Origin of the sequence: Lactiplantibacillus paraxiangfangensis (assembly GCF_036246185.1) — a bacterium.
In the GTDB taxonomy this organism is placed as follows: domain Bacteria; phylum Bacillota; class Bacilli; order Lactobacillales; family Lactobacillaceae; genus Lactiplantibacillus; species Lactiplantibacillus paraxiangfangensis.
In genome coordinates, this window is the sequence record NZ_BTPW01000012.1 from 1 (window position 1) to 24,371 (window position 24,371).

Below are 24,371 nucleotides of genomic sequence, written 5' to 3' on the forward strand. Positions count from 1 at the left end.
CTTCAATTACATTGACCGGACAACACAAAGAAGCGGCTTCACCGCGGTAGAATACCGCGGCAAAGCCGCTTAGACAGAACTCGAAAATTATATTATTTCACCTGTCAACTTGACAGGGACTAGTACAATTGCGAGTGACTTTTCTAAATTTTAGCTTTAATCGTTAGCTGATGCGCCTGAAACTTCATCAACTGCTGGTGCTTCGCTCTTTTCAGCTGGTGCCTCATCGGTATCAGCTGAAGCCCCTGAAACTTCATCAGGTTTAGGCGTCGTTGCTTTGGCAGATGCACCTGAAACGGCATCAGTCTTAGCATTCGGGTCTTTAACTAACTTTTGGCCAGTTAAGCCAAGGTAGTACTTAACGATTGGTAAAATATCCAATACGAATTCGTTAACTCCTTGGAACTCGCCCTTATCATCGTGCATCGCTTGGTAATAGTGCATATCACACTTATCACCGTTGCTTGGTACGGGAAGCTTAAATAAGTCTGTCTTGCCCGTCCGTAAAACGTGGATTGCTTGTTTAACGTGTGGAATAGCCCGCTTTGGATGACAGTCAGCAAGCGGATTCCCAACTTGCGCTGGCTTCCGAGAAGCTGACATGTTCTTAGCGTCGGTCTGATGGTTATAGTACAAGAACTGGTTATTTGCATCCACGAAAGTCAGTTCCATTGGCATTGAATTAAGGAAGTAATTCAACTGATCGACCGTCAAGACCCCACAGTCCAACCGTACATAGCTGTTACCAGTGACCGCGTTCGTCTTTGCAGTTGCTTGGTCGACCCAGTCGGCAGCGTGCATGTTCAGGCCCTTAATCGTCGTTGGCACACTCCCCGTTGCATTAAGATCTTCACTCTGCCAATCATCGTCATCAGCCTTTTTGTTCATCGAGTTAATCACTTTAACGAACTTGATAAATTTGCCTAAAGTTTCCTTTAAAAAGCCAATCGTTCGGTCGTCTTTAAGGTTATGTTGATCGTCAAACGCCTGTTTAACGTCGCCCAACAAGAATTCATTACCAGGCATCACAACGGCGTCGACCCCGGGTGATTCCAAAATCTGACGTAAATTCAACTGTGCCCGTGATGAACCTTGGTCATAGTATGAAGCGCCGACAATCATAACGGGTTTGCCGGACATTGGGTGAATCTTGAATGACAACCATTCAATCACGCTCTTTAAAGCCGCCGTGATGGTGTGATTATGTTCTGGTGTGGCGATAATAATTCCGTCAGCACCTTCAATTTTGCGTTTTAAGTATTGAACGGCTTCCCCATCAGTTTGGTCGTCACTCTGATTAAACATTGGGACGTCTTGAATATCCAATATTTCAACGTCAACCATGTCGCTAAAATGGTTTGCAATAAATTTTAATAAGGTCCGGTTGTAAGAATGATCTTCAACTGAGCCCGCAATTCCAACTAATTTCATGAGTTTAACTCCCTTCTATAACTTATCCCAGTCAAGATCCCGAACTTCTTGCTTGTTAGCGGCATTCGCATGCGTTAACTTTTGGGTGATTTCAACGAAGACTTGGAAATCTGCGAATAAGCCATCAAGCTTAGCCACTTTTTGTTCGTCTACTAAGTTGCCCGCGTCATCAAACGCTTGTAAGGAATGTCCCAATAAGAATTCAGAACTTGGCATGATCCGCGCCCGTAATTCGGGTGAATCTAAGATTTGACGCAAGTGTGCTTGGGCCCGTGATGTTCCTAAAGAACCATAAGAAGCCCCAATAATCATAACGGGTTTATCAACCAGCGGATGGATATAAAATGAAAGCCATTCGAGGGCGTTCATCAAAACGGCTGGTGCCGAATGGTCATATTCCGGCGTGCTAATAATGACCCCGTCAGCGGCGTCAATTTTATCCGCCATACTTTGCGCTAAGGCCGGTACTTTTTTATCTTCGGGCTTGTTAAAAATTGGTAAGTCCTTAATTTCCATTAATTCAATTTCAGCTTGGTCAGCAAAGTGACTTTGCATGTACTGCAATAATTTGCGGTTAGTTGATTCGGTCGAATTGGTTCCGACCATCGCGATAAATTTATGCATTCAAAACAACTCCTTCATAAGAAATAGTCTAAAATTATATCATTTCCGAATCATTATCTATATTGTAAGTGATTTCACGATATAAATCAAAAGATATTTAAGCGGTTACAACTACATGTTAACGGGAATTCACCCGAAAGTCTACCGCTATTAAAGTTAAGTCTTAATTACCCCTAGTCATTAAGCAACCACTCAAGAAATCATTCCAAATATAACCGTTGCAGATCCGTAATTTCATTTTTAGTTAATTTTAATTCGGTCCGTAAGTAGTGGGACAAATTCCCAGACTGACGCTCAATTTCGGTCATCGCAGCGTCTAAGTAAGCTGGATCAACTGACCAAAGTGCCCGCAAACTATCGACCGTTTCTTTAGACGCACCCTTAGCTTGGGCGGCCTTCGTTGCACCTTCAATGCGATCTACCGAGGCCTCGTTGGTCAACAAGTAGTCAGCCTTAATCGTTTCAAAATCAACGCCTAGCGCAGTCAATAAGAAGACGGCGCCCATCCCAGTACGGTCCTTTCCCGCAGTACAGTGGAAGAGTAAAACGTCGTCTGGCTTGTCATTGGCTAACAAATTATCAAAGAAGCGGCGGTACTCATTTTTTGCGTGTTGTTCCGACACGATCATGCGATAAACCTTCAGCATGTGCCGGAAACCACTATCAGGATGTTCTTCCAGGTTGGCCGTCATCTTATCACTGCCGTCCGAGTTCTTCGTCTCATCAACGTTAAACACTGGCGCATAGATGTACTTAGCATTCCCGGGGATCCGGTCAGGTGCGTCCAGCACTTCTTGGGGTGAACGGAAATCGATGTCATAGCGCACACCATAGTGATCCAAAAAGCTTTGATCAGTTGCGGTCAAGTCACTGAGACTTCCCGTCCGAATTACTTTGTGCCACTTCGTTTGTTTGCCATCTTTGGTCTGATACCCACCCATTTCGCGAAAATTGATGCCTTTTTCCATGGTCAAAATACGGTTTTGTGTCATTATTACGGCCACCTTTTCTATTAAAAGTCTTACTTCTATTCTAACATTGCTACTAAACAGGTCGCAGAAAGAAACACCATTAATTGACAAAGTTTCCGACCGTGAGAAAATAGAATTGGACGGTTTACATAGATGCATGTTTACGTGCAATCCACTAAATATTAAAGGAGCTTTTTTATGCCACTAGATTATTCAACCCAGGCCGATTGGGGATTCGTTGGTCAAACCCGACAGTCACCGATCGCCATCACAACCGCAGACGCCATCCCGTCACAACTTTCCGCCATCAGTTGGCGCGGTCTTTACCAGGCTAACCACATCACGGGGGAAGCTACGACGCTCAAAGCATCTGGAAACGGCATGGCCTACCTAAACGACCGGGACTTTAAGTTTCAACAGATCCATTTTCACACGCCCGCGGAACACACCCTCGATGGTGCCAGTGCCCCCATTGAATGGCACCTCGTTCATCAAAGCGCTAGTGGTCAGCTTGCCGTTGTCGCCGTCTTTGGGCGTGTCGGTAAACCGAACGCCAGCTTTCAACAGTTACTAGACCAACTGACGCCTAATGCCAGCCACGACTTGACTGAGCCTATCGATTTAAGCGACTTATTGCCAACTACTGGAACGGTCTATCACTACCTAGGTTCTCTGACCACACCACCGTTGAGCGAAACCGTTGAATGGTACGTTTGTGCCGACACCGTCATGCTTGGTCAAGAACAGTTAGCCGCCTATCAACAACTCTTCAAAGCTAACCACCGTGCGATTCAACCGTTAAACGACCGCGCCGTCTTAGCTGAACGATTCTAAACGACTTATCGAGGTGAGGGTATGCCTAAAAAAGTAATATGGGGATTGATTGCATGCGGGGCTTTCCTGCTGCTGATCATTGGCTTAGGGCTTGCCACCCAGCTCAAACGTGACCAAACGAGCCACGTGATAACCCAACAAAAACGGCCGCTGATCATGATTGCTGGTAGTAACAGCACACCTAATAATTTTGACGACATTATTAAGTCACTCAACGCCCAGCATCAGCATCCGGTCATTAACGTGACCGTGACGAACAGCCAAGCCATCAAAGTTAAACAAAACCGCGTTGAAGGGACTAATCTCAACGATGCTTTGATCGTCGTCTTCTTTGAAAATAGTACGGATACGAATGCTAACATCATGACTCAAACTAACGGACTGGCAAAAGTCATGCGTTATCTTCAAAAAAAGTTTAAGCTAAAAACGGCGAACGCCTTGGGCTACTCAAACGGTGGGCTCATTTGGAGTCGCTACATCGCGGGACTGACTAGTTCCAAGCCCCTGCCGATTCACGATCTCATGTTAGTGGGCACCCCATTTTTGGGGACTGATGAAGATCATCCCGACCACGAACTCTACGATCCATTGCTTAAAAGCCAATCGCATTTCAAATCATTGCACGCCGTCGTTAACGTTGCCGGTGATACCAGCAGCGGTAATGACAACGTTGTCCCGTTAACCAGCGTGACCGCCGGCGGTAAATTATTCATGAACACTGCCGGTCGTTACACACAAATGACCGTTAACATCAAAGACATCAGCCACGGCAACCTTCTACAGGAAAGTTACGTGGCACGACTAGTTCGGCAAAACCTGGTCAATCAATAATATGTTTATCAAAAAATAGCGGGTAACGCCGGTGACATCACTGTCATCAGCGGTACCCGCGCTTTATTTAAGGTTGAAAAAGCTAAAATTACCATTAACACCGTAACAGTGGCGATAGTCATGCTTAAATTATCCGCTTCGACGGACAGAACAGATGTGCTATTGGGGGACGGCCCCAGCCGAAGTGCGGTCTGCGACCTCGATTCAAAGCCGCCAGCCCACGTCTTTGAACCGCCCCGCAACAGTACAAAAATCATCGGCTACCGTTGCCGACACAGCACATCAATTCTGTCCGCCTTCGCTAAATTAGCCTTGCTATTATTATTATCGGATAATCGGAGACTGTCACTGATGGCATCGGTCGTGAAGGTGGTTTTAGGCCGGTGATTTTTCCGGACTTAGACCACGGACGGTCCGGGACAATTGCGCTTTTTGCAATTATTCCGGGCGAGGGACTAGACCGCTTCCCAGGCTAGGCCCGGTCCCACGACCGCATGTCATCAGTGGCAGCCGGAATAACTACTCACAGGTAGCTAATTTAGATTTGGCTTTTGAACGTTCAATTAAGAGTTCGCCGTGGCTACAAACCGCGCCAATTCATCAGCGGACATCCCGGCACTGACACCCACTAATAATTTGATGCGTGCCTTTTGCCCGTTCAATCCCTGACAAAAAATAACGCCCATCTGTTTCAGCTGAACGCCGCCACCCTCATAGGCGTAGACGTCCTGTGCAATCCCATTAAAGCACCGTGAGACTAAGACCACTGGAATATTCATGTCCAACAGTTTTTGGATTGCTGGCAACGTGGCTGGTGGCATATTACCCGCACCTAACGCTTCAATGACAACGCCGTGCGTGCTTGGTTGCGCAATGGCTTCAAATAATTCTGGTCCCATCCCAGCGTAAGACTTAATCAAAAAGACGTTATCCGTCACCGTTTGAATTGGGCAAACCGTGGAACGCAATAAGGATTCGAAGAAGACCACCCCGTGATTGGCAACTAGCCCAATTGGCCCAAACGTCGGTGTTCGGAACGTTGCCACGTTGGTAGTATGGGTCTTCGTCACATACCGCGCCGAATGAATTTCATCATTCATCACAACTAAGACACCTTTATCAGCGGCATCCGGCGAACTAGCCGTCTGGATCGCCGTCTCCAAATTATGCAACCCATCCGAGCCAATCTCATTAGCCGAACGCATCGCACCGGTCACGACAACCGCCAACTCGTTAGGCAGCGTTAAATCTAAAAAATACGCCGTTTCTTCCAACGTATCGGTTCCGTGGGTCACAACGACGCCGTCCACGCCTTCATGGGCCGCTTTATCAATGCGTTGCTTCAACGCCAACATCCGTTCTGGCGTGATGTGTGGCGATGGTAAATTAAAGACGTCTTCCGTTTCAAGTTGAATATCCGCGCCAAACGAACTTTGGTACTGATCTAACGGATTTTCAGCCCCCGGAACCACGTTTCCCGAAGCATCTGCGGACATCGCAATCGTCCCACCAGTATGTAGAACTAATATCTTTTTCAAACTTTTTCCTCCTATTGACTGCCGTTTTCGACCTAACTCAGTACTGGTAATTTTAGGCTAGCCCCACCTAGATTTCAATTAAAATCAGGTTAGTTTCCGCATTGCGTCCGTCCCCCACAGCACACTAATTTTTCAACAATTAAAAACATTGACCTATCAACGTTTAACCCACCAATTACCTCAACCCCCACCGAAAACAGTTGACAGTTCGGTCCGTTACTTTTATAGTTAGTTACATAAGCAACTAACCAAGCAACAAACTAACAAGCAATTAAAGGAGTTTTAAAAAATGACAACACCAATTATGACGGTCAGTGATTTACACAAAACCTATGGTAAATCTGGCACCAAGCAATACGAGGCTTTAAAGGGTATCGACTTTTCAGTTCAACCAGGAGAATTCGTCGGCATCATGGGGGCTTCTGGTTCTGGTAAAACCACCCTACTAAACATGTTAGCAACGTTAGACCAACCAACTAGTGGCGAAGTAACGATTCACCAACAACCCATTACCCATTTGAAAGGGAACCAACTAGCCGACTTCCGGGCGAAAGAAATTGGCTTCATTTTCCAAGATTTTAACCTATTAGAAACAATGACGGCCTACGAAAACATCGCGTTGCCATTAACTTTGCAAAAGGTTCCTGCTAAGAAGATCCGCCCCGCCGTAGAAAACGTTGCGACCCAACTTGGAATTCAAGAATTCCTGACGAACTATCCTAACGAATTATCGGGTGGTCAAAAGCAGCGGGTCGCCGCTGCCCGGGCACTGATTAACGAACCTGCAATGCTCTTCGGTGATGAACCAACCGGGGCTTTAGATTCCAAGTCGGCCCGCGAGTTATTGGACCTCTTCACTAAGATCAATCGTGATCAAAACGTCTCCATTCTGCTCGTTACCCACGATCCGTTTTCCGCAAGCTACTGCCAACGGATTCTCTTCATCAAAGACGGTCGCATCGGTCAAGAACTACGACGCGGAGAGATGAACCGTAGTGATTTTTATCAACAGATTCTGGATAACCTTGGGACTTTCGAACAGTAAGCCCGACGCAAAAAAGGAGTACTTTCTACTATGTTAACTAAACTTGCATTGACCGGCTTCAAAAACCGCTGGCGTGATTACCTGGTCCTATTCTCCGGACTGATCATGTCCAGCGCAATCTTCTACATGTTTGAAGCCCTCGCTACTAACCACGACTTTTTAAAACAAAACACGGGGATTAGCATGGTCGGGATCATTTTCCAATTTGGATCCGTTCTGCTGACCATTATTACCCTGGTCTACATCAGTTACGCCAACTCATTTTTACTCAGCATGCGGAAACGCGACTACGGTTTATTCATGTTAGTCGGGGCTCGCAAGAGTAAAATTGGCCAGCTAATCTGGCTTGAAACGTTACTCGTCGGCGTCGTTGCGACCGTCATTGGGATCGTCTTCGGAACCGCCCTAACCGCTGGCATTAGCCGCCTGTTAATAAGCAGTATGGATTTAACGTTGCACCACTTATCAGCTTGGTACCTGCCAGCTGCCGGAATTACCCTGTTACTCTACGTCGGCTTGTTCCTGCTTGCCGGTCTGTTTAACCTAGTAACCTTAACCAAAACCCCAGCCCTTAAGTTATTACACAGTAACGATCAACCTAACCGGCCCCGCTTGAAACCAGCACGTCAATTGCTTGAAATCATCGTTGGTTTAATTGCCATCGCAATTGGTTACTGGTCCATGGCCCACCTGGACACGTTGCAACTTGCCGGTATCGGCATTGCTTTAGTCACAATCGTGTTAGGAACCTACTTCCTATTCAACGCCATCTTTGTTTGGCTGATGGTTGGGTTAAAACGCCTGCCATTTGCACAACGCGGCTTGAACAATTTTACGTTATCCCAACTCAGTTTTAGAATTCGTAACTATACAAAAATGTTATCGATTGTCGCCATGCTATTCGCCTTAGCACTCGGTGCGATTACCGTCGGCATGGGCTTCCATGCGCAAACGCCTAAACTGGCTGCATCCAGCAACGCCTACGACATGGGAATCGTCAACGCGACGACGGCAGAAAAACAGCAAGTCACCGCTTTAAAACCAACTACCAACGTGACGTACCACTTTAAAACGGATAAGAAAGCTGTTTATTACCAAGCAACCGAATTTGACCAGCACCCCTTCACAACGATTAACATGCAGGGGAAGAATCAACTGAACTTTAAGCGAACAACGAACGATGCACAACAACTCAGCAAGTCCCCAGTGAGCTACCAATTATCGCAGTTACAAGCTAGTCAGAGCCAAAATAAGGCCAACGTATTCTTAAGTGCTAAGGACTACCAGAAACTGGCGCAACCCGAACAAAACCTAACCGTTTTTGCGACCAACGACGTCACGCAACACCTCCCAGCCTTAAAACGACTCGCAAAAGTTCAAGGCCAACGTGACCACGGCCTAGTTGACAACATGCTCGGTGGTCGTTATGGAAATTACGTGATGATCAACGGCATGTACTCCGGCTTAGAATTCATGGGGCTCTTCTTAGGAATCGCATTCCTTGCCATGTTAGCCAGCTGTTTAATGTTCAAGATTCTCTCAGGCGCCGATGCTGACAAACACCGTTACGCCATGCTAGACAAGATTGGCACGACGCACCAACAATTACGGGGGGCAATTAACAAGGAAATCGCCGTACTCTTCATCTTACCCGGCATCGTCGGCGTTATTCACGTGCTCTTCGGCTTACAAATGTTCAAGTTTTTGATGGTCGTTTCACCGTACACCGGTATTTGGTTACCATTCGTCATTTTTGCCGGCTTGTATTTGCTCTACTATTTACTGACCGTTACAATCTATCGCAGAATCGTTTTACAATAACCTTTTGGAGGAGGAATGAATCATGGTATACTTTGGATTAGTCGCTTTATTAATCGTTATTACACCGCTGCACCGTTACGTTCTCGCTAACCGCCAAGCATTTTGGCTAGGAACGCTGATGCCCCTACTTTGGGTGGGCACTAACGTGTTGTTGGCTAACTTAATGCCCTTGGAACACCAAGACATTCTGTTAGCGGTTCTCGGCACCCTCCTCCTACTATCGAGTTGGGTCGCGGCCCGCATCGACCGTACAGAACAACAATTGCAAGTGTCACGCCACCACAAGGTCGCCACGAAATAACGGTTAGTCACACTGCAATGAGGTGAAGAAAATGCAGTTCAACTTTAATAGTACGGAGCCAATCTACTTGCAAGTTGCGGATCAAATCGAAGAAGCAATTTTCACGCAGACCTTTGTTGAGGGCGAACAAATCCCTTCAACGACCGAAATCTCCAAAGAATTTCATATTAATCCGGCGACCGTGCTCAAAGGAATGAACATCCTCGTTGATGCCAACCTAATTGAGAAACGGCGTGGCGTTGGCATGTTCGTCATCGCTGGTGCCCAGGCCCGGATTGTCGAAAAACGACGTGACCAGTTTTATACCGATTACGTTAAAAAATTAGTGAGTGAAGCAAAAAAGCTCCACATCACACAAGCAGAACTAGCTAAATTAATCGAACGGGGGTTTTCCGCATCATGAGTATTCAAGTTCAAGGCGTGCAACAAGCCTTTCACGGCCATACGATTCTAGAGGACCTAAACTTAACCTTAGAACCTAATAAAATCTATGGGTTACTGGGCCGTAACGGTGCTGGTAAAAGTACGCTGCTAAACATCATTAGCAATCGCATTCGGCCAACCCACGGGACCGTCACGCTGGATGACGAATCAATGCACGATAATGACCACACACTGGGTAAAATCTACCTTATGAGCGAGGTCAACATGTACCCCGAGCGAAGCCGGGTCAAGAACTTGTTCAAAACGACTCGCTTATTATACGGTGGTTTTAATGATGCCTACGCGGCAAAGTTAGTGCACGCCTTTGGACTCGACGTTAACGCTCGTTTCGGAAAACTTTCAACCGGTTACCGGTCAATCTTCAAGTTGATCATCGCGCTGTGCGTGCCCGTCGACTACGTCTTTCTAGACGAACCAGTCTTGGGATTAGACGCTAATCACCGTGAGCTCTTCTACCAAGAATTGATTGAAACCTACAGTGACCAGCCGCGGACGTTCGTGATTTCAACTCACTTAATTGAAGAAATCGCTAATTTGATTGAGCACGTCTTCGTCCTTAACGACCATCACATCATCATTAACGGTGAAGTACCCGATATTTTAGCTAAGTCCTACACGATCTCTGGACCACAAACGGACGTGGAAGCCTACACCGCTAATTTGAACGTTGTCGGCGAAGACCATCTGGGTGGCATCACCGCTCACTACGTCTACGGTGCACTCGAAAACGACCGGCCGATTCCGGATACCGTTAAAGTCGATCACCTTGATTTACAAAAGTTGTTCGTCATTTTAACGAACACCAAGGAGGAGGCCACCGCACATGTCAACTAAATTACGCGCAACAACCCGCTGCCTGCTGATGAATCAGCTTAAAGCGCTTGGGGAAGCATTTCTGGCCGTAATTGCCATTTTCATTGTCATCCCGTTCGTACTAGCAGTTGTCTCGGGTAGCCTTAGCAGTTTTTCGCTGCCCAATACGATTGCAAACTTCAGCTGGGGCTTCTTAATTGGTGCGTTTATCTTTCTCTATAATTCGTTAACTTACGACAACTTCAAACTGTTTATTCAAAATGGAATCTCGCGTAAAACGTTTTGGGCGACAAAGATTATCACCACCGTCATCATTGCCGTGATTGGTGAACTATTTGCTGCCTTTTACCGCTACGCCATCTCCGCGCCAATTTGGGGCATCAGTGCCCACGCGGCGTTAATGAAGACGCCCTACAGTCTGTACGGTAACTTTTTTGGGAGTAACGTTTGGGTCAACATTTTGGTTAGTCTCCTATTTACCATTATTTTCTTTATTGCGACTGGCATGACCGGCATGGCCATTGGTGGCGGACTGGCCCTCCTCAGTAAGTGGGGCCAGCGTATCGTGATCGTTGTCGTCCCCGTAGTTGCCATCTTTCTAATTGGCTTTGTTGGCAATAGCAGTGCCGACAAACAGGTTCACTATGACTTCACGTGGCTAGTCAACTTACTCAAATTCCTAGTTGGCTACCCGCAACACGAACCTGCCATTGCAGGTTCCTTCAGCCCGGCCGTTCCAATGATCACCATGCTAATTGGCGGTGCCATCATGGCCGCCATCGCATACGGTTTTAATCAACTATTAAAAGTTAAAAATTAATTAATCAAAGCAAAAACGCCTTCTATCAGTCATTAGAATGACTTTGGTAGGAGACGTTTTTATTTGATTATCTCGGAATTACTTCCCCCTAAATACTAGGGATTTCGCAATGATCCGTTTAAATTACTTTGTCACTTGGGTATTCATCAAATCGGTCTTGACCACGATAACATCCGTCAACGCATTACGTTGTACGTAGGTCGTTACGGACCCTTCTAAGACCCGCTCCATCGCATTTAGGCCAGTCGCACCCATCATGATTAAATCATTATGGTGATCGGTGACGAAGTCCTGCGAAATAATTGGCTTCGGACTGCCCATGCGAATATGAAAATCAATGTCTTCAAACCCGTCTTTTTTGATCTTAGCAATGGTCTCTTTTAAGTAGGCTTCGGAATCCTGAACTAGCTGGTAAGTAATGTCGCCATCGGCTAAACCCGCTAAGTTATACCCAAACTGGCCAGGGTCGACGACGGCTAGGACATCAACGTGTGCTTGGTTACGCTTAGCAACCGCAACCGCCTTGTTGAGAGCAACCTCCGCCTGTTTGGAACCATCCAAGGGAACTAAAATATTCGTATATTCTTGTAACATTTACGCCACACCCTTTCCATCTGCTACCCTTATTTTACCATTTATCGCGTCTGAATGCGTTGTCATTTCCATTCCCAAGATGTTTGGGAACGTTAAGTAACGAACCCGGTCACCGCCACTGATCAGTTTTACACAACATTTACACAAACGGCGCCGATTATTTACACGGAGCACCTACAATGTAACTAATCTATGGGGGAGGCGGTTCTGTGTTAGCTTTAAACATTCAACCGGGCATCATTTCTAGTCAGACCATTACCGTTAATGAGGAACTGAGCTACCGAGTAACACTAGTGGCTAATCGACACCAGCGGCACTTCACGTTAAAGGTCACCGCACTAACGTTACTAGGCGCAACCGTCATTAAGGTGACGCACTTTACTGATCTTAGTCAGGCCCGCCGTCAATTCACATCAACCGTCACACACCTCGCAAAACCGTAATCTAATTATTCCTTCACGCACTTTTATGGTAGGATAAAACTTATCAAACAAGCCGTGAGTGAGGGTTAATTTTAAACATGGGACAACAATTGCAGCATCTCTGGCACCGTTACAAAAGCGTGCTAGCTTACTTATTTTTTGGCGGTTTAACGACCGTCGTTAACTACCTCGTTTTTTGGATTTTTAATATGTTCTGCTCATACTTAATTGCCAACACGTTCGCTTGGTTCTTATCAGTACTCTTTGCCTACGTGACCAATAAGCTATGGGTTTTCGACGCCAAGACCCCAACCGTCCGCGCACGCCTTAAGGAAGCTACGTCCTTCTTTGGGTTTCGCTTATTGAGCTATTTTGTGGATCAAGGCATCATGATTGTCGGAATTTCTTTCTTACACGGCAACGACTTGATCGTCAAATTAATTGATCAAGTTTTAATCGTCGTTTTGAACTGGTTTTTCAGTAAACTGTTTATTTTCAAAGATCGCGATGTTTAAACAAAACGCAGGCTCAAAATGGCAAAACTGTCATTTTGAGCCTGCGTTTTGTTTTAAGCATTCTCTTAAGGTCAATTTCAGCTTACAATAGAAAAAAACGTTCTAGGAGGAATTGAAAATGAACCTTACCGCTTCAGAGAGTGACTACCTCGTCACCGTTTTAACCAACCAATTATTCAGCTTATTAAGTCGTGTCAACCGTTGGCAGACGCACAGCCTCACTCAACATCAATATGATCAGCAAGTTGAAGAAACGCTAACCCCCGAGCTTAAGTTACTGAGCCAACTTGCTTTAAAACTCCAACCAACCGTCGCAGATCAAGATCAACTAGGTGCCCTCAACGCTGGTATTGCCAAGTTAACGGCGGCCACGACCTACCAATTGACCACCACCCAACTGGACCAGGCCAACGAGCGACGCATGAACCGCCACTACCGACATTAAATCATTAACGTCAACCATGGGACGCATATTTAACAGAAAATTCAAATTTCGATCACGAGATAGCTATTTTTAGTCGCTACAATAGAGCTATAAATTAATTAACGTGCAACGAAAGAAGGAGGGTCCCATGTTTTTAATTGTTTATTGTACACTCGCAATCGCAGTTTTCTTTTGGCTATTTGGTTTTATTAAAGCCGCAATCGTTACTGCGTTATTGACCCTAGCCATGGTTGCCTACTCCTTCATCCGCCGTCAAATCAAACGGCGCCGGCTTCTGAAGCAACAAACCGCGACCAACAAATCCCGTTAAATACAGCGTTCTTAAAATTGAATAAATAAAAGTAGTCGCCGTGTGAATTTTACACCTGGCGACTACTTTTGTTGTTAAGCTCATTTATAAATCAAATTCTAATTTATTACTAATGACTGGCTTGCGCGATACAAGTCACAATGTTGTCCACGGCTTTGTGCACATATTTAGGATCCGTGGCCAAGTTCAGCCGGACAAAACCTTGATCAGCAGCACTGAACCACTCACCGTAGTCTACGGCCAATCCACATTGATCCTGAATAAATTGACGCGTTGCTTCGGGCTGAACGTATGCCCGAAGATCTAACCAAGTCAGGTACGTGCCTTGAAGGTCAGCGACCGTGATCTTAGGGGCGTGTTCAGCTAATTGATCCTTCAGATAATGATAGTTATCCCGCACAATGGCTAAAATATGGTCTAACCATTCCGCCCCGTGTTCATAGGCCGCCTGCCCTGCCGTTTGGCCCAACACGTTAACTTCTGTCTGGCTCAAGCGGTTAATTTTAGCATCATATTTTGCCCGTAACGTTTCATTTGGAATAATGATGTGTGAATTCAGCAAGCAAGCTAAATTAAACGTTTTCGACGGTGCGTTGAGCACAATCACCCGGTCAGCAAAACGCCCACCCGCAACGGTTAGCGCTGAAACAAACGGGTGTTGCTCCCGGTCGATTTCGATATCTTGATGGATTTCATCCGAAACCACTAAAACGTCGTACTGCTCACATAGTGCCAATAACTTGGTTTCCTCTTCTGGTGTCCAGATTCGACCCACAGGGTTATGTGGCGAGCATTGAATAAACAACCGCACTTCATTGGCCTTAATCTTCGCTTCCACGTCCTCAAAGTCAATCGTGTAGTGCCCCTGGTCATGGCGTAGTTCAGAGGTCACTAGTTGCCGATGATTATCCTGAATAGCGTTAAAAAATGGGTAGTAGACTGGCGTTAAAATCAACACGCCGTCCCCTGGCTGAGTATACGTGTTCACTAAGGCGTACAGTGAATTGACGACCCCCGAGCCAAATCGAATCCAGTCCTTTTGCAACGTTAAACCGTGACGTTGTTGTTCCCAATTCATGAAGGCTTGGTAATAACTGTCTGGCGTATACGAATACCCATAGATTCCATGGGCAACCCGTTGTGTTAAGGCGGCCGTCACTTGTTCGGGCACCTTAAATTCCATATCGGCGACCCACATTGCAATGAGGTCCGGATTACCATAACGTTCGTCCAGCGCATCCCACTTCAAAGAATTTGTGTTAGCTCGGTTAGTCGCATATTGTTCAATAAACGTTGCTTGATCCATTAAAAATCTTCCTTTCACGAGGAGACCTAAAACAGCGCATCACCGGCTTTCATCAGGTTCAAACGGGCTAAAGAAAGCCTGGGATTAGCCCGGGCTTTTTGCAACCATGACCTGACTAAGTCGTGCCACTGCTTTTCTCATCATCATCTCATTTTAAGTTGTTTTTAACGTACACCGGCTATTAGCGATTGTCAACCGACCCGAAAACCTTAGTGGGCCTCATTATCCCAAGGCGCTCGTTTTGGCACCGTGTAAGCCGTTACTAACTGCTCTGCGACTGGGAACGCCCCGGTCATTAAAAAGCGCTTAGCCTGCATCACAGCCGGCGAACTGTTATGCCAATTAAGCTGGGTCAATGGCACTCGGACGGCACCAGCTGATAAAGCCGTCGTATAAGCTGGACGCTCGGTCAACAGTTGCCCGCCCACTGGTTCTAACAAATAGAAAATATTGACCATCATGATTGGCAGACCAAGTGACGCTAACGTGGGCAACTCAAACTGAACCGTACCGAGTTGCTGCGCAATCACAGTCGTTAAGCCGGTCTGTAGTTTGGTAATATGACTTACTGCCATACTTAATGCAACCCCTGGTGTCAGTGGTGCGGTTGCCAAATCATAACGGTTTTTAAACGGTCCCGTTAAACACTTATTTACGATCATCGTTTGCTGATCACCGATAATGCCACAAACGAATAGCGGTGTAATTTGTTCGCTAATCATTGGTTCGCTTCCTTCTATCGCTTATCATTAAGATTAACCAGATAAACTAATCATTCTATAAAAATATAACACATTCATTTTACCTCATTATAAAAATAACCATAGTAAAAAAGCGTCGTATAATAAATATTTACTATTTTTAACATTGAACCCCGGTCTATAATGAGCAAACTGAGACGTATTTTAAAAACGACCGACCACGTGTCCATTTTTACCGTCAAAAAAACGACTACGGGATAATTTTCCGTAGTCGTTTTAACCGCTTATTGAGTTTGAACATCCGTTGTATTGATAAATGATTGTGCGGGCACACGAATTAACCATCGTGTCATCGCCTGATGACCAACGTGAATGCCTAAGCCGTTCCAAAAGCTAGGCTTGTAAGTTGCGGTCATTTTGACCACGTACGCTTGCTCGTGATGCCGATCCATCTTAGTTAAAGCCTTTTGTGACCACGGAATTCCCGCGTCCGCCACTTTAACCTGTTTCAAATCGCTCACCACCGTCGCCTTGTTGCTAGAAACGGTGTACTTAGCCCCGTTGATCCAGTAGTGATAAATATGCACCGGTTTGTCCGTTGTTCCCCGGTCCACCGCCACGTAGTAAGAAGCCGAACCGTTATTGCCGACTCTTAAAACTAATGGTTCGTATTTATAAGTGACTTTAACCCCTTTAGTATCGGTCAGATCGACTTGGTGATTAAACGTCGCGTAGCCCATACCAGCCAGCAAGCCAATACTAATGATCAGCTCACCAATCGTAATGAATAAACTGTTCCATTCAAACGTGTGCTTACGTTCAACAATCATTTTAATCCGGCGAACACGGATATTATGAAATACCCACACAACCAGTACTAAGACAATTATCCAAGCAATGATTCCAATCCAGTTCCACGCAGAAGTCATTGATAGGCCAACCCTTTCCCTGTTACATTATTATTATGACCTAATTGTAAATAATTCACCCCTAAATAACAAGTCATCCTCTCAAAATCTCATCAGTTTAAAACGGCTCGGATTGTGAAAAAAATCACTGAAGTCTCACAAATGTAATCGAATTCATGGTAAAATAATGTTATTAACTTGTAGAAAGAAGGATTACCAATGATCGCATCACTTATTTACTGGGTTGTTGTGGTTGGCTTAATCGTCTGGGGTGTTTGGATGGCGATTTTGTCCGCTTACTGGGCAGGCCAAAAACAAAACGGCAATATTTTCTTTATTGCAATTATGAATACTTTAGGTTTAATTGCCGGCTTACTCGTTTGGTGGGTCTTTAATAACCAGAACTGGCAATACTACTGGTTATCAAGCACGGTTCAAATGACCAACCTCTTAGGGATCATCTTGATCTGCTACGTTGTCTTGATCGTCATTGAATTTATTCAAGGTCGCGCTATCAAACCAGCTGCAGCCAAATAATGATCCAACCAAAAAGTCTAGGACAAATTCCTAGACTTTTTTATTGCGCTAAACGCCCCTGAGAACGTAATGCACATCACAAGACCGTTCACCCACCTTGCCCTAGCCAGATGCCATTTAGTAAAACCAAACGACCCTTTTTAACTCATAAACTGATAACGTGAGTTAAACTGGTCTTATTAAGGAGGAATCGTGATGGCAGTATTTACAGACGTAGAAAAAATTAAAATTTTAAGTGACCTCGTTAAGATCAAATCGGTCAACAACAACGAAGCTGAAGTGGCAAGGTACTTACAACAATTATTGGCTGACCACGGGATTCAATCCAATTTGATGCCTATCAGTGACGGACGTGCTAACCTGGTTGCGGAGATTGGCACCACCGGCCCCGTCTTAGGGATTTCTGGACACATGGATGTCGTGGCACCGGGTGACCTCGATGCTTGGGATAGTGATCCCTTCACTTTAACTGAACGCGATGGCCGCCTTTACGGTCGCGGTGCGACGGATATGAAATCAGGTTTGGCCGCCATGGTCATTGCCATGATTGAAATCAACGCCGCTCACACCTTGACTCACGGCAAGCTTCGTTTAATGGCAACAATTGCTGAAGAAGTCGGTGAAACCGGCTCCCAGAAATTTTACGAAGCGGGCACGATGGATGACGTTGACGCCCTACTGATTGGCGAACCTTCCGGATACAACGTTGCTTTTGCTCACAAGGGCTCGATTGATATTAAACTCACGTCGACAGGAAAAGCCGCCCACAGCTCGATGCCCGAACAAGGATACAACGCGTTGGACCCACTGCTCGAAGTCCTCTATCACGCCAACCATACTTTCCGGGAATCAAAGTTAACTAACGCTTTGATGGGCCCGTTAGTATTCAACGCCACGGTCCTCAACGGCGGTGATCAAGTAAACTCGATTCCTGCCAGCGCTGAGACTGATATCAATATTCGCTCAATTCCAGAATTCGATAACGACGTCGCAATTGCGACCCTTCAAAAGCTTGTCGACCAACAAAATACACAGGGTGCAAAAGTTGCGATGGACGTCTTCATGTCGCAACCTTCCGTAGAATCGCCCAAAGATACTAAGCTCAGTGATTTAGCCGTTCAATTGGGAGAACCCTACGCCGGTCAGCCAATTCCTAAACTCGCAATTCCCGCTGTGACCGATGCGTCCAACTTATTGAAGGACAAGGGGGCTGATTTTCCATTTATCATGTTTGGCCCCGGTAACCAAACACCGCATAAGGTCAATGAAAATGTCGATAAACAGATGTACCTTGATTTCATCCACTTATATGAAAAACTGTTTGTCACCTATTTGAAGTAATGACATGGTTTTTAAAAAGATCCATGATTAAATAAAACGTGCGGTAATCCCATTTTAGGTTTACCGCACGTTTTTTTTTTAACTGAAGGTTGAAAGTTAAATTTAAGGATTGAGTACTGTTGTATCAGTATTTAGACTAATACAAATTAACTACTTGTGGGTTAGTCCGGTTACCATTGATGACATGCGATTATCCAAATCACAATAGTAAGTCTGTTTTGAGCGCAGTCGGGTAGCCCTGGTGTGCTGTGTCGGCAAGATTGGCAGGCGTTTCTTTTCTGCCAATCTTGCGGGGCAATTCAAAGACGTGGATTGTCGGCTTTGAATCGAGGGAGCAGACCGCACTTTGGCTGGGACCGTCCCCCATAGCACACCAGGGCTACCCGCCGGAGCGGCTAATTTAGGAATGACTATCGCTACTGTTACGGTGTTAATAGCATTTTTAGACTTTTCAACCTTTAGTTTTTAATTGACACTGACTTCAAAGCCACCAGCCAACAATTGATGCTCATGGACGCCAACACTCATTACCGTTGGTGTGGCACCGACTGCAACTGCGGTGGTGCCTAAATTAAACCGACCACTGATCAACTGAGTTGCGCTCTGACGGTTCAATGTTAAACACTGGCCCTCAATCTTCCAACTTAGCTCGTCACTTGCAAGCGCCGAAGCGTGCTCCCGCCGAAACCCGACGAGTTGCTTAACGAACGCTTTTAATGCTAACTCATCAGCATTCGGCTGCCAATTCATGCAACGCCGATTATCCGGGTCAGCCCCACCGGCTACCCCGACTTCGGTCCCGTAATACAAACAAGGACTCCCCGGTAATAGCATTAACAAGGTTAACGCAGCCTGTAACTTGGTGACATCCCCGTTTAAGGTCGTTAATAGCCGCGGCGTGTCATGCGTATCGATTGCGTTAAACATCGCTTGCTGGTTAGGCAGTCGGTATTGCGTCAACTGCAAGTTAGTCTTACCGACGTATTCTTTTAAACTGAGCTCGTGGTTAAACAGGGCCAAAATTGGCTGGGTCAACGGATAATTCATTACCGCGTTGAACTGGCCATTATTGACCAGTGCCTGACTACTGTGCCAAGCTTCACCTAATAAATAGATATCTGGTTTGACTGCCCGTAATGCCCCGCAGAGTTTCCGCCAAAAGCCATGGTCGACTTCATCGGCAACGTCAAAGCGCCAAGCATCGATGCCAAATTGCTCGACCCAATATTTGGTGACACTAATTAGGTAATCTTGCACCGCTGGATTTTGCGTGTTCACTTTTGGCATGGCCGCCCCGGTCGCAAACGTTTCATAATTTAATTGGTGCGTCTGTGGGTCGCGTCCAACTGGCCAGTCATGGATGTGGAACCAGTCCGCAAACCGGGATTGTTGGCCGTTCTTAATCACGTCTTGCCACTGTGGCGACTGTTCCCCGAAGTGATTAAACACGGCATCCAACATGACTCTAATGCCCCGTTCATGCGCACCATCGACTAAGGCTTGAAAATCAGCCTTAGTACCAAAGTGCGGGTCGATTTCAAAGTGATCGATCGTATCATACTTGTGGTTGGACGGCGAAGTAAAGATGGGACAGAGGTACAGCCCGTTAATTCCTAAATCAGCCAAGTCGTCTAAATGATCGGTCACGCCCTTTAAATCGCCACCATAAAACGAATCACGGTGCACGGGGCCTTGCCCCCACGCCGTCACGTTAGCGGGGTCATTGGTCACATCACCGTTGGCAAACCGTTCGGGGAATATCTGATACCAAACCGTATTCTTGACCCATTCGGGCGGTAACTCCGCGTCACTGACATGTAAGTAGGGTAAATGGAAGTAATGCCCGGCTACGGCCCAGTTAGTTGCTAGGTCGTCAAAAAAGCCGTCGTCGCCGTAACCAATTGTTTGTCCCGCCTTGTCAGTGACCCGAAACCCATAAATCAAGCGATTCGTTGGAATCGTCACTGCTAGTGTCCAGTACTGATTACTTTGCGTGGCTAGACCGCGGTGCATTTCAGTCGTCTGCATCGGGGTCCCTTCCTGCCATAAATACATATCTGCATAAATCATTTCAATTTTAGCAACGTCGTCTAACGCCGTTTTTAAACGAATTATCACGCGATGATCAGCCAAAATGGCTGTATCTTCACTTTCTGGTCGGTGTAAAATTCCTGCCAATAACATATTCAAAAACTCCTTTACATAGAAAACGGTTACATTTTGCACTAGTCGTAATCGTCATTCTCCGGTAAACCGCCGGGGATTTGTGGAAAAGGCCCCCATTCCAACATAATTTAGTGTATGATTTAGACAAAATCAATTGAAAGGACGTTCATCCATGGAAACACTTTATCGCAGTACCCGTGAAACTGCAAGCCACACCATGACTAGCTCACAAGCTGTCTTACAAGGGTTAACTCCCGACGGCGGCCTATTTGTGCCAGTCGAATTACCACGGGCCGACTTTGACTTTGATCAACTCGCAACCATGTCTTACCAAGAAGTAGCTTACGAGGTCTTAAAGCTGTTCTTCACCGACTATACGCCAGCCGAACTGCATGACTGTATCGATGCCGCCTATGGTGACCAGTTCGACGACGCGGCCATTGCACCGGTCAAAAAGCATGGCGAACCTTACTACCTTGAACTATTTCACGGCCCCACGATTGCGTTTAAGGATTTAGCCCTTCAGATTCTTCCCCACTTAATGACGACCGCCGCCAAGAAAAATCAGTTGACGTCGGAAGTTGTCATTTTGACCGCAACCTCTGGTGACACCGGTAAAGCAGCCATGGCTGGGTTCGCTGACGTTCCTCAGACTAAAATCATCGTCTTTTATCCCAAAGATGGTGTCAGCGCCATTCAAAAACAACAAATGATTACCCAGGCGGGGGCTAACACCTACGTCGTGGCCATCAACGGCAACTTTGACGAAGCCCAAACAAAGGTCAAGGAACTGCTTAACGATCCTGATTTACACGCCCAACTGGCAGCCAACCAGTTCCAATTTTCCAGCGCTAATTCTATCAACATTGGTCGGCTCTTCCCACAGGTTGCCTACTACGTTTACGCGTACGCGCAACTGATCAAGCAAGGGCAAATCCACAACGGCGACGAAGTCAATTTCAGCGTACCGACGGGGAACTTTGGTGATATTTTAGCCGGTTACTACGCGAAGCAATTAGGGACACCCATTCGCAAACTGGTGTGTGCCTCTAACCGGAACAACGTCTTGACCGACTTCTTCAATACGGGCACCTATAATAAGAACCGTGAATTTTTCTTAACCAGTTCACCTTCGATGGACATTCTCGTTTCTAGCAACTTGGAACGGCTCGTCTTTTACCTCACCGGTAGTGACCCCGTTGCAACGGCTAACCTAATGTCTGATCTGAAAACCACTGGTCGCTATACGTTGACACCGGCAATGCGTGCCACGGTTAAAGACTTCTGGGCTGGATTCGTTACTGAAAATCAGGACCAGGAAGCTATTCAACACGTTTACAAGTCGCACCATTATACGATTGATCCCCATACGGCGGTTGCCACTGCGGTTGCAACCCAGTACCGCGAAGCGACTAAGGATAAGCGCCCGATGGTAATTGTTTCTACGGCGAGTCCTTATAAGTTCCCACAGGCTGTTTTACGCGCCATTACTGGACATCCCGTAGACGTGGACGGTCTGGCCGCAGTCGACCAGCTCCACGACCTCATTCAAACGCCGATCCCGGCTACGGTCGAAAATTTACGGCAAGCAACCGTCAAACATGACCAAGTCACCGATCCGGCTACAATGGGCGCCACGATCAAGACCATTTTAAAACTTCAGTAGAAAGTGTGACAGGATATGATTACGACCATTGCTTTAGATTTAGATAATACGCTACTGACATCCGACAAGACGATTGCACCCCGAACCGAGCACGTCTTAAAAAAGCTGCACGCTGATGGCAAGCGAATTGTTTTATGTACGGGACGTCCTATCAAGGCCATCCAACCATTTTTAAAACAGTTAGGGTTAACCCAGCCGGATGACTACGCCATTACTTTTAACGGCGGACTGGTTCAACAAACTACGACCGGTAAAATTCTGGCGCGGACCAGTGTCACTAAGGCTGACTTACAGCCGCTATTTGAAGATGCTCAGAAAAATGGCTTCCATTTAGACGTGATCGACTTGCAACAAGTTTATTCCCTCATGGACCTTGGCAAGTCACCGTACGAAGACTTCATTAACGGGCTAATGCCATTCCAAAACGTCAACTTTGCCGACCTCCCTGAAGATACTCAGTTCGGGAAAGTCGTCAGTGCCGGTAAGGATGCCAAAACGGTCCAGGCTAACCTGCCCACTAGTATTACTAACTTCTTTCACGTGGTCCCGTCACGGCGCACCTTGCTGGAATTTCTGCCACCACACACCGATAAGTCCAGCGGTTTAAAATCCCTACTCGGACACTTCGACGAAGACTTTGACCAACTAATGGCCTTTGGTGACGAGGAAAATGACCTTGGGATGTTAACCGCCGCTAAAGTGGGCGTCGCGATGGCCAACGCCATCCCCGCCGTTAAAGCAGCCACGACGCACGCAACCCTTAGTAATGATGAAGACGGCGTTGCCGTCTTCTTAGAAAAGTATTTCAAATTGTGATTTGACTCAAGGGGTCTTCCGTATGAATAATTTCATGCGGGAGACCTCTTTAACTGACTGGTTTAACTGGAAATCCACTTGAAACAGCCCCTCTCGGAAGTTAGCCGATTAATTTCAACGTGTCAAATACCTCCCGAGGCTGGCCCACCAACTAAAATTCAGGTTGTTCCCACCCCTTTACAAGGTTTATAGTATATGAGTTAATTAAACGTAACGTTACTTAACTTAAATTCATAACAAAATTTATTCAGGAGCCGAAATTTTATGCAATTACTTATTAATATCGTCCCCAATGAGACCATTTCTTGGGACCGACTATTTCAACTAGGTGCTGCCATTGAGGCCCAACGATTTGCCGGTGTCACAACAAACTTACAATTAACCGCAAACCAAGAATTGACGGCCGACCACCAAGCAAAATTAGCGACATTAAATATCACCGTTCAAGATAAACCGCAAGTACCCGTTGCTAAGCACAGCTACGTCTTGAATTTACGTGAAAATGACGTGCTATTACCCGGCGCCCTGGCCCAGTGGCAGAGTGTCACGACCCAGCATGCCCACACGCCAATCAGTTTAGCGACTTTTGATAATCAGTTACCTTTAGATGAACAAATCTCTGATTATTTAATGATTCACGCTAATAATTCCCTATTAACGACGTACCACCAGCTTTCAAAGTCCGACAACGTTTGGCCACAACTGTGGGGGCTTCAAAATTACTCCGTCAGAAGTAACCTCAAAAACTTCCGGCTTTTTTCACAGCGCTTACGGCCAACCGGGGTCCTTTTGCCCGCAGACCAAATTAGCTCAGATTACCCACTGGCATCAATCGCACAAAATCTCCAGTTACTTAGCCAGCACACCGAAATTGTTCGGTTACACGTCCCAACCATTCAAAATGGTCAGTGGAATCGCGATACACCATTTATTTGGTTCAATCAACTTCAGGCAGCCACTAAGGTGCCATTGAGCATCGACTGGGAGCCGGCCTTTGCCCGCTATTGTCGCTCACAACTACGTAAGTTACTGAAGAACACTGAAGAAAACCACTTGACTCAAGATCAGCAAACCGTCATCAGCGAACAACTTGACCAATTTGTTGCTCAAGTGGATCAAGATGCTCAAGACGACGAAGACTAAGTATCCGTTGGTTTTAGCTATTATGATT

Annotated in this window: 26 protein-coding genes; 17 read left to right on the forward strand and 9 right to left on the reverse strand. The window is 46.1% G+C overall.

The features are described 5' to 3' along the window. Window positions 1-156: 156 nt before the first annotated feature. The 3 genes from AAA939_RS07800 to AAA939_RS07810 form a co-directional block, all read right to left on the reverse strand. Entirely contained in the window at window positions 157-1,431 is a 1,275-nt protein-coding gene (locus tag AAA939_RS07800) for an NAD(P)H-dependent oxidoreductase (protein WP_338210731.1), read from the reverse strand. Window positions 1,432-1,446: 15 nt separating this feature from the next. Continuing rightward, the gene (locus AAA939_RS07805; protein WP_338210733.1) at window positions 1,447-2,055 is read right to left on the reverse strand and encodes an NADPH-dependent FMN reductase; all 609 of its coding nucleotides are present in this window, start codon (window positions 2,053-2,055) and stop codon (window positions 1,447-1,449) included. A 200-nt stretch (window positions 2,056-2,255) separates the two neighbouring features. After that, the gene (locus tag AAA939_RS07810; protein WP_338210735.1) at window positions 2,256-3,047 is read right to left on the reverse strand and encodes a tyrosine-protein phosphatase; all 792 of its coding nucleotides are present in this window, start codon (window positions 3,045-3,047) and stop codon (window positions 2,256-2,258) included. A 177-nt stretch (window positions 3,048-3,224) separates the two neighbouring features. Here AAA939_RS07810 and AAA939_RS07815 point away from each other — a divergent pair, with 177 nt between their 5' ends. Next, a complete protein-coding gene (locus AAA939_RS07815; RefSeq protein WP_338210737.1) occupies window positions 3,225-3,860 on the forward strand; it encodes a carbonic anhydrase family protein in 636 nt (211 codons plus the stop codon). A 21-nt stretch (window positions 3,861-3,881) separates the two neighbouring features. After that, on the forward strand, window positions 3,882-4,691 hold the full coding sequence (locus AAA939_RS07820; RefSeq protein WP_338210739.1) for an alpha/beta hydrolase: 810 nt from the start codon (window positions 3,882-3,884) through the stop codon (window positions 4,689-4,691). Window positions 4,692-5,254: 563 nt separating this feature from the next. Here the strand turns inward: AAA939_RS07820 and AAA939_RS07825 are convergent. After that, window positions 5,255-6,229: an asparaginase gene (locus tag AAA939_RS07825; protein WP_338210741.1), complete on the reverse strand. Its 975-nt coding sequence runs from the start codon at window positions 6,227-6,229 to the stop codon at window positions 5,255-5,257. A 289-nt stretch (window positions 6,230-6,518) separates the two neighbouring features. Here AAA939_RS07825 and AAA939_RS07830 point away from each other — a divergent pair, with 289 nt between their 5' ends. From AAA939_RS07830 to AAA939_RS07855, 6 genes are read left to right on the forward strand one after another with little or no spacing between them, the layout of a single operon-like run. Then, entirely contained in the window at window positions 6,519-7,274 is a 756-nt protein-coding gene (locus tag AAA939_RS07830; protein WP_338210742.1) for an ABC transporter ATP-binding protein, read from the forward strand. 30 nt (window positions 7,275-7,304) lie between these two features. Next, window positions 7,305-9,095, forward strand: coding sequence for an FtsX-like permease family protein (locus AAA939_RS07835; RefSeq protein WP_338210743.1), 1,791 nt, complete (start codon window positions 7,305-7,307; stop codon window positions 9,093-9,095). Window positions 9,096-9,117: 22 nt separating this feature from the next. Continuing rightward, window positions 9,118-9,396, forward strand: a complete 279-nt coding sequence (locus AAA939_RS07840) for a hypothetical protein (protein WP_338210744.1) — start codon at window positions 9,118-9,120, stop codon at window positions 9,394-9,396. A 31-nt stretch (window positions 9,397-9,427) separates the two neighbouring features. Then, window positions 9,428-9,799 (forward strand): GntR family transcriptional regulator, encoded by a 372-nt coding sequence (locus tag AAA939_RS07845; RefSeq protein ID WP_057707395.1) that lies wholly within the window; start codon window positions 9,428-9,430, stop codon window positions 9,797-9,799. Then, complete coding sequence (locus tag AAA939_RS07850; protein WP_338210747.1) at window positions 9,796-10,674, forward strand: ATP-binding cassette domain-containing protein; 879 nt, start codon at window positions 9,796-9,798, stop codon at window positions 10,672-10,674. The genes AAA939_RS07845 and AAA939_RS07850 overlap by 4 nt, the downstream gene beginning before the upstream one ends. Next, the gene (locus AAA939_RS07855; RefSeq protein ID WP_338210749.1) at window positions 10,664-11,473 is read left to right on the forward strand and encodes an ABC transporter permease; all 810 of its coding nucleotides are present in this window, start codon (window positions 10,664-10,666) and stop codon (window positions 11,471-11,473) included. The genes AAA939_RS07850 and AAA939_RS07855 overlap by 11 nt, the downstream gene beginning before the upstream one ends. A gap of 123 nt (window positions 11,474-11,596) precedes the next feature. On the opposite strand, the gene AAA939_RS07860 is transcribed toward AAA939_RS07855, so the two are convergent. Beyond that, window positions 11,597-12,067 carry a universal stress protein gene (locus tag AAA939_RS07860; RefSeq protein WP_338210751.1) on the reverse strand — a complete coding sequence of 157 codons (471 nt, stop codon included), beginning with the start codon at window positions 12,065-12,067 and terminating at the stop codon, window positions 11,597-11,599. Window positions 12,068-12,276: 209 nt separating this feature from the next. Here AAA939_RS07860 and AAA939_RS07865 point away from each other — a divergent pair, with 209 nt between their 5' ends. The 4 genes from AAA939_RS07865 (at window position 12,277) to AAA939_RS07880 (ending at window position 13,759) form a co-directional block, all read left to right on the forward strand. Further along, complete coding sequence (locus AAA939_RS07865) at window positions 12,277-12,510, forward strand: hypothetical protein (RefSeq protein ID WP_338210752.1); 234 nt, start codon at window positions 12,277-12,279, stop codon at window positions 12,508-12,510. 77 nt (window positions 12,511-12,587) lie between these two features. Next, on the forward strand, window positions 12,588-13,004 hold the full coding sequence (locus tag AAA939_RS07870; RefSeq protein WP_057707390.1) for a GtrA family protein: 417 nt from the start codon (window positions 12,588-12,590) through the stop codon (window positions 13,002-13,004). Window positions 13,005-13,122: 118 nt separating this feature from the next. Then, complete coding sequence (locus AAA939_RS07875) at window positions 13,123-13,449, forward strand: hypothetical protein (RefSeq protein WP_338210755.1); 327 nt, start codon at window positions 13,123-13,125, stop codon at window positions 13,447-13,449. A 127-nt stretch (window positions 13,450-13,576) separates the two neighbouring features. Next, window positions 13,577-13,759: a hypothetical protein gene (locus AAA939_RS07880; protein ID WP_338210757.1), complete on the forward strand. Its 183-nt coding sequence runs from the start codon at window positions 13,577-13,579 to the stop codon at window positions 13,757-13,759. Window positions 13,760-13,868: 109 nt separating this feature from the next. Here the strand turns inward: AAA939_RS07880 and AAA939_RS07885 are convergent, their stop codons facing one another. From AAA939_RS07885 to AAA939_RS07895, 3 genes are all read right to left on the reverse strand, one after another. Then, window positions 13,869-15,065 (reverse strand): MalY/PatB family protein, encoded by a 1,197-nt coding sequence (locus AAA939_RS07885; protein WP_338210759.1) that lies wholly within the window; start codon window positions 15,063-15,065, stop codon window positions 13,869-13,871. 209 nt (window positions 15,066-15,274) lie between these two features. Next, complete coding sequence (locus AAA939_RS07890; RefSeq protein WP_338210761.1) at window positions 15,275-15,787, reverse strand: NUDIX hydrolase; 513 nt, start codon at window positions 15,785-15,787, stop codon at window positions 15,275-15,277. 263 nt (window positions 15,788-16,050) lie between these two features. After that, window positions 16,051-16,695 carry an LVIS_2131 family protein gene (locus AAA939_RS07895; protein ID WP_338210763.1) on the reverse strand — a complete coding sequence of 215 codons (645 nt, stop codon included), beginning with the start codon at window positions 16,693-16,695 and terminating at the stop codon, window positions 16,051-16,053. Between the two features lie 198 nt (window positions 16,696-16,893). On the opposite strand from AAA939_RS07895, the gene AAA939_RS07900 reads away from it, so the two are divergent. Further along, the gene (locus tag AAA939_RS07900) at window positions 16,894-17,211 is read left to right on the forward strand and encodes a hypothetical protein (protein ID WP_338210765.1); all 318 of its coding nucleotides are present in this window, start codon (window positions 16,894-16,896) and stop codon (window positions 17,209-17,211) included. Between the two features lie 195 nt (window positions 17,212-17,406). Further along, window positions 17,407-18,552, forward strand: a complete 1,146-nt coding sequence (locus AAA939_RS07905; RefSeq protein WP_338210767.1) for an ArgE/DapE family deacylase — start codon at window positions 17,407-17,409, stop codon at window positions 18,550-18,552. A 465-nt stretch (window positions 18,553-19,017) separates the two neighbouring features. Here the strand turns inward: AAA939_RS07905 and AAA939_RS07910 are convergent, their stop codons facing one another. Continuing rightward, window positions 19,018-20,736, reverse strand: coding sequence for a glycoside hydrolase family 13 protein (locus AAA939_RS07910; RefSeq protein ID WP_338210769.1), 1,719 nt, complete (start codon window positions 20,734-20,736; stop codon window positions 19,018-19,020). Between the two features lie 154 nt (window positions 20,737-20,890). Between AAA939_RS07910 and thrC the strand changes: the two genes are divergently transcribed. The 3 genes from thrC (at window position 20,891) to AAA939_RS07925 (ending at window position 24,343) form a co-directional block, all read left to right on the forward strand. Further along, window positions 20,891-22,384 (forward strand): threonine synthase, encoded by a 1,494-nt coding sequence (gene thrC, locus AAA939_RS07915; protein WP_338210771.1) that lies wholly within the window; start codon window positions 20,891-20,893, stop codon window positions 22,382-22,384. A 15-nt stretch (window positions 22,385-22,399) separates the two neighbouring features. Next, window positions 22,400-23,200 carry a Cof-type HAD-IIB family hydrolase gene (locus AAA939_RS07920; RefSeq protein ID WP_338210773.1) on the forward strand — a complete coding sequence of 267 codons (801 nt, stop codon included), beginning with the start codon at window positions 22,400-22,402 and terminating at the stop codon, window positions 23,198-23,200. Between the two features lie 264 nt (window positions 23,201-23,464). Further along, a complete protein-coding gene (locus tag AAA939_RS07925) occupies window positions 23,465-24,343 on the forward strand; it encodes a hypothetical protein (RefSeq protein ID WP_338210775.1) in 879 nt (292 codons plus the stop codon). The last annotated feature ends 28 nt before the right edge of the window (window positions 24,344-24,371 follow it).

Coding starts and splice junctions, on each gene's coding strand:
- AAA939_RS07800 (WP_338210731.1), bottom strand. CDS start 1,431: ATGAAATTAGTTGGAATTGCGGGCTCAGTTGAAGATCATTCTTACAAC.
- AAA939_RS07805 (WP_338210733.1), bottom strand. CDS start 2,055: ATGCATAAATTTATCGCGATGGTCGGAACCAATTCGACCGAATCAACT.
- AAA939_RS07810 (WP_338210735.1), bottom strand. CDS start 3,047: ATGACACAAAACCGTATTTTGACCATGGAAAAAGGCATCAATTTTCGC.
- AAA939_RS07815 (WP_338210737.1), top strand. CDS start 3,225: ATGCCACTAGATTATTCAACCCAGGCCGATTGGGGATTCGTTGGTCAA.
- AAA939_RS07820 (WP_338210739.1), top strand. CDS start 3,882: ATGCCTAAAAAAGTAATATGGGGATTGATTGCATGCGGGGCTTTCCTG.
- AAA939_RS07830 (WP_338210742.1), top strand. CDS start 6,519: ATGACAACACCAATTATGACGGTCAGTGATTTACACAAAACCTATGGT.
- AAA939_RS07835 (WP_338210743.1), top strand. CDS start 7,305: ATGTTAACTAAACTTGCATTGACCGGCTTCAAAAACCGCTGGCGTGAT.
- AAA939_RS07840 (WP_338210744.1), top strand. CDS start 9,118: ATGGTATACTTTGGATTAGTCGCTTTATTAATCGTTATTACACCGCTG.
- AAA939_RS07845 (WP_057707395.1), top strand. CDS start 9,428: ATGCAGTTCAACTTTAATAGTACGGAGCCAATCTACTTGCAAGTTGCG.
- AAA939_RS07850 (WP_338210747.1), top strand. CDS start 9,796: ATGAGTATTCAAGTTCAAGGCGTGCAACAAGCCTTTCACGGCCATACG.
- AAA939_RS07855 (WP_338210749.1), top strand. CDS start 10,664: ATGTCAACTAAATTACGCGCAACAACCCGCTGCCTGCTGATGAATCAG.
- AAA939_RS07860 (WP_338210751.1), bottom strand. CDS start 12,067: ATGTTACAAGAATATACGAATATTTTAGTTCCCTTGGATGGTTCCAAA.
- AAA939_RS07870 (WP_057707390.1), top strand. CDS start 12,588: ATGGGACAACAATTGCAGCATCTCTGGCACCGTTACAAAAGCGTGCTA.
- AAA939_RS07875 (WP_338210755.1), top strand. CDS start 13,123: ATGAACCTTACCGCTTCAGAGAGTGACTACCTCGTCACCGTTTTAACC.
- AAA939_RS07880 (WP_338210757.1), top strand. CDS start 13,577: ATGTTTTTAATTGTTTATTGTACACTCGCAATCGCAGTTTTCTTTTGG.
- AAA939_RS07885 (WP_338210759.1), bottom strand. CDS start 15,065: ATGGATCAAGCAACGTTTATTGAACAATATGCGACTAACCGAGCTAAC.
- AAA939_RS07890 (WP_338210761.1), bottom strand. CDS start 15,787: ATGATTAGCGAACAAATTACACCGCTATTCGTTTGTGGCATTATCGGT.
- AAA939_RS07895 (WP_338210763.1), bottom strand. CDS start 16,695: ATGACTTCTGCGTGGAACTGGATTGGAATCATTGCTTGGATAATTGTC.
- AAA939_RS07900 (WP_338210765.1), top strand. CDS start 16,894: ATGATCGCATCACTTATTTACTGGGTTGTTGTGGTTGGCTTAATCGTC.
- AAA939_RS07905 (WP_338210767.1), top strand. CDS start 17,407: ATGGCAGTATTTACAGACGTAGAAAAAATTAAAATTTTAAGTGACCTC.
- AAA939_RS07910 (WP_338210769.1), bottom strand. CDS start 20,736: ATGTTATTGGCAGGAATTTTACACCGACCAGAAAGTGAAGATACAGCC.
- thrC (WP_338210771.1), top strand. CDS start 20,891: ATGGAAACACTTTATCGCAGTACCCGTGAAACTGCAAGCCACACCATG.
- AAA939_RS07920 (WP_338210773.1), top strand. CDS start 22,400: ATGATTACGACCATTGCTTTAGATTTAGATAATACGCTACTGACATCC.
- AAA939_RS07925 (WP_338210775.1), top strand. CDS start 23,465: ATGCAATTACTTATTAATATCGTCCCCAATGAGACCATTTCTTGGGAC.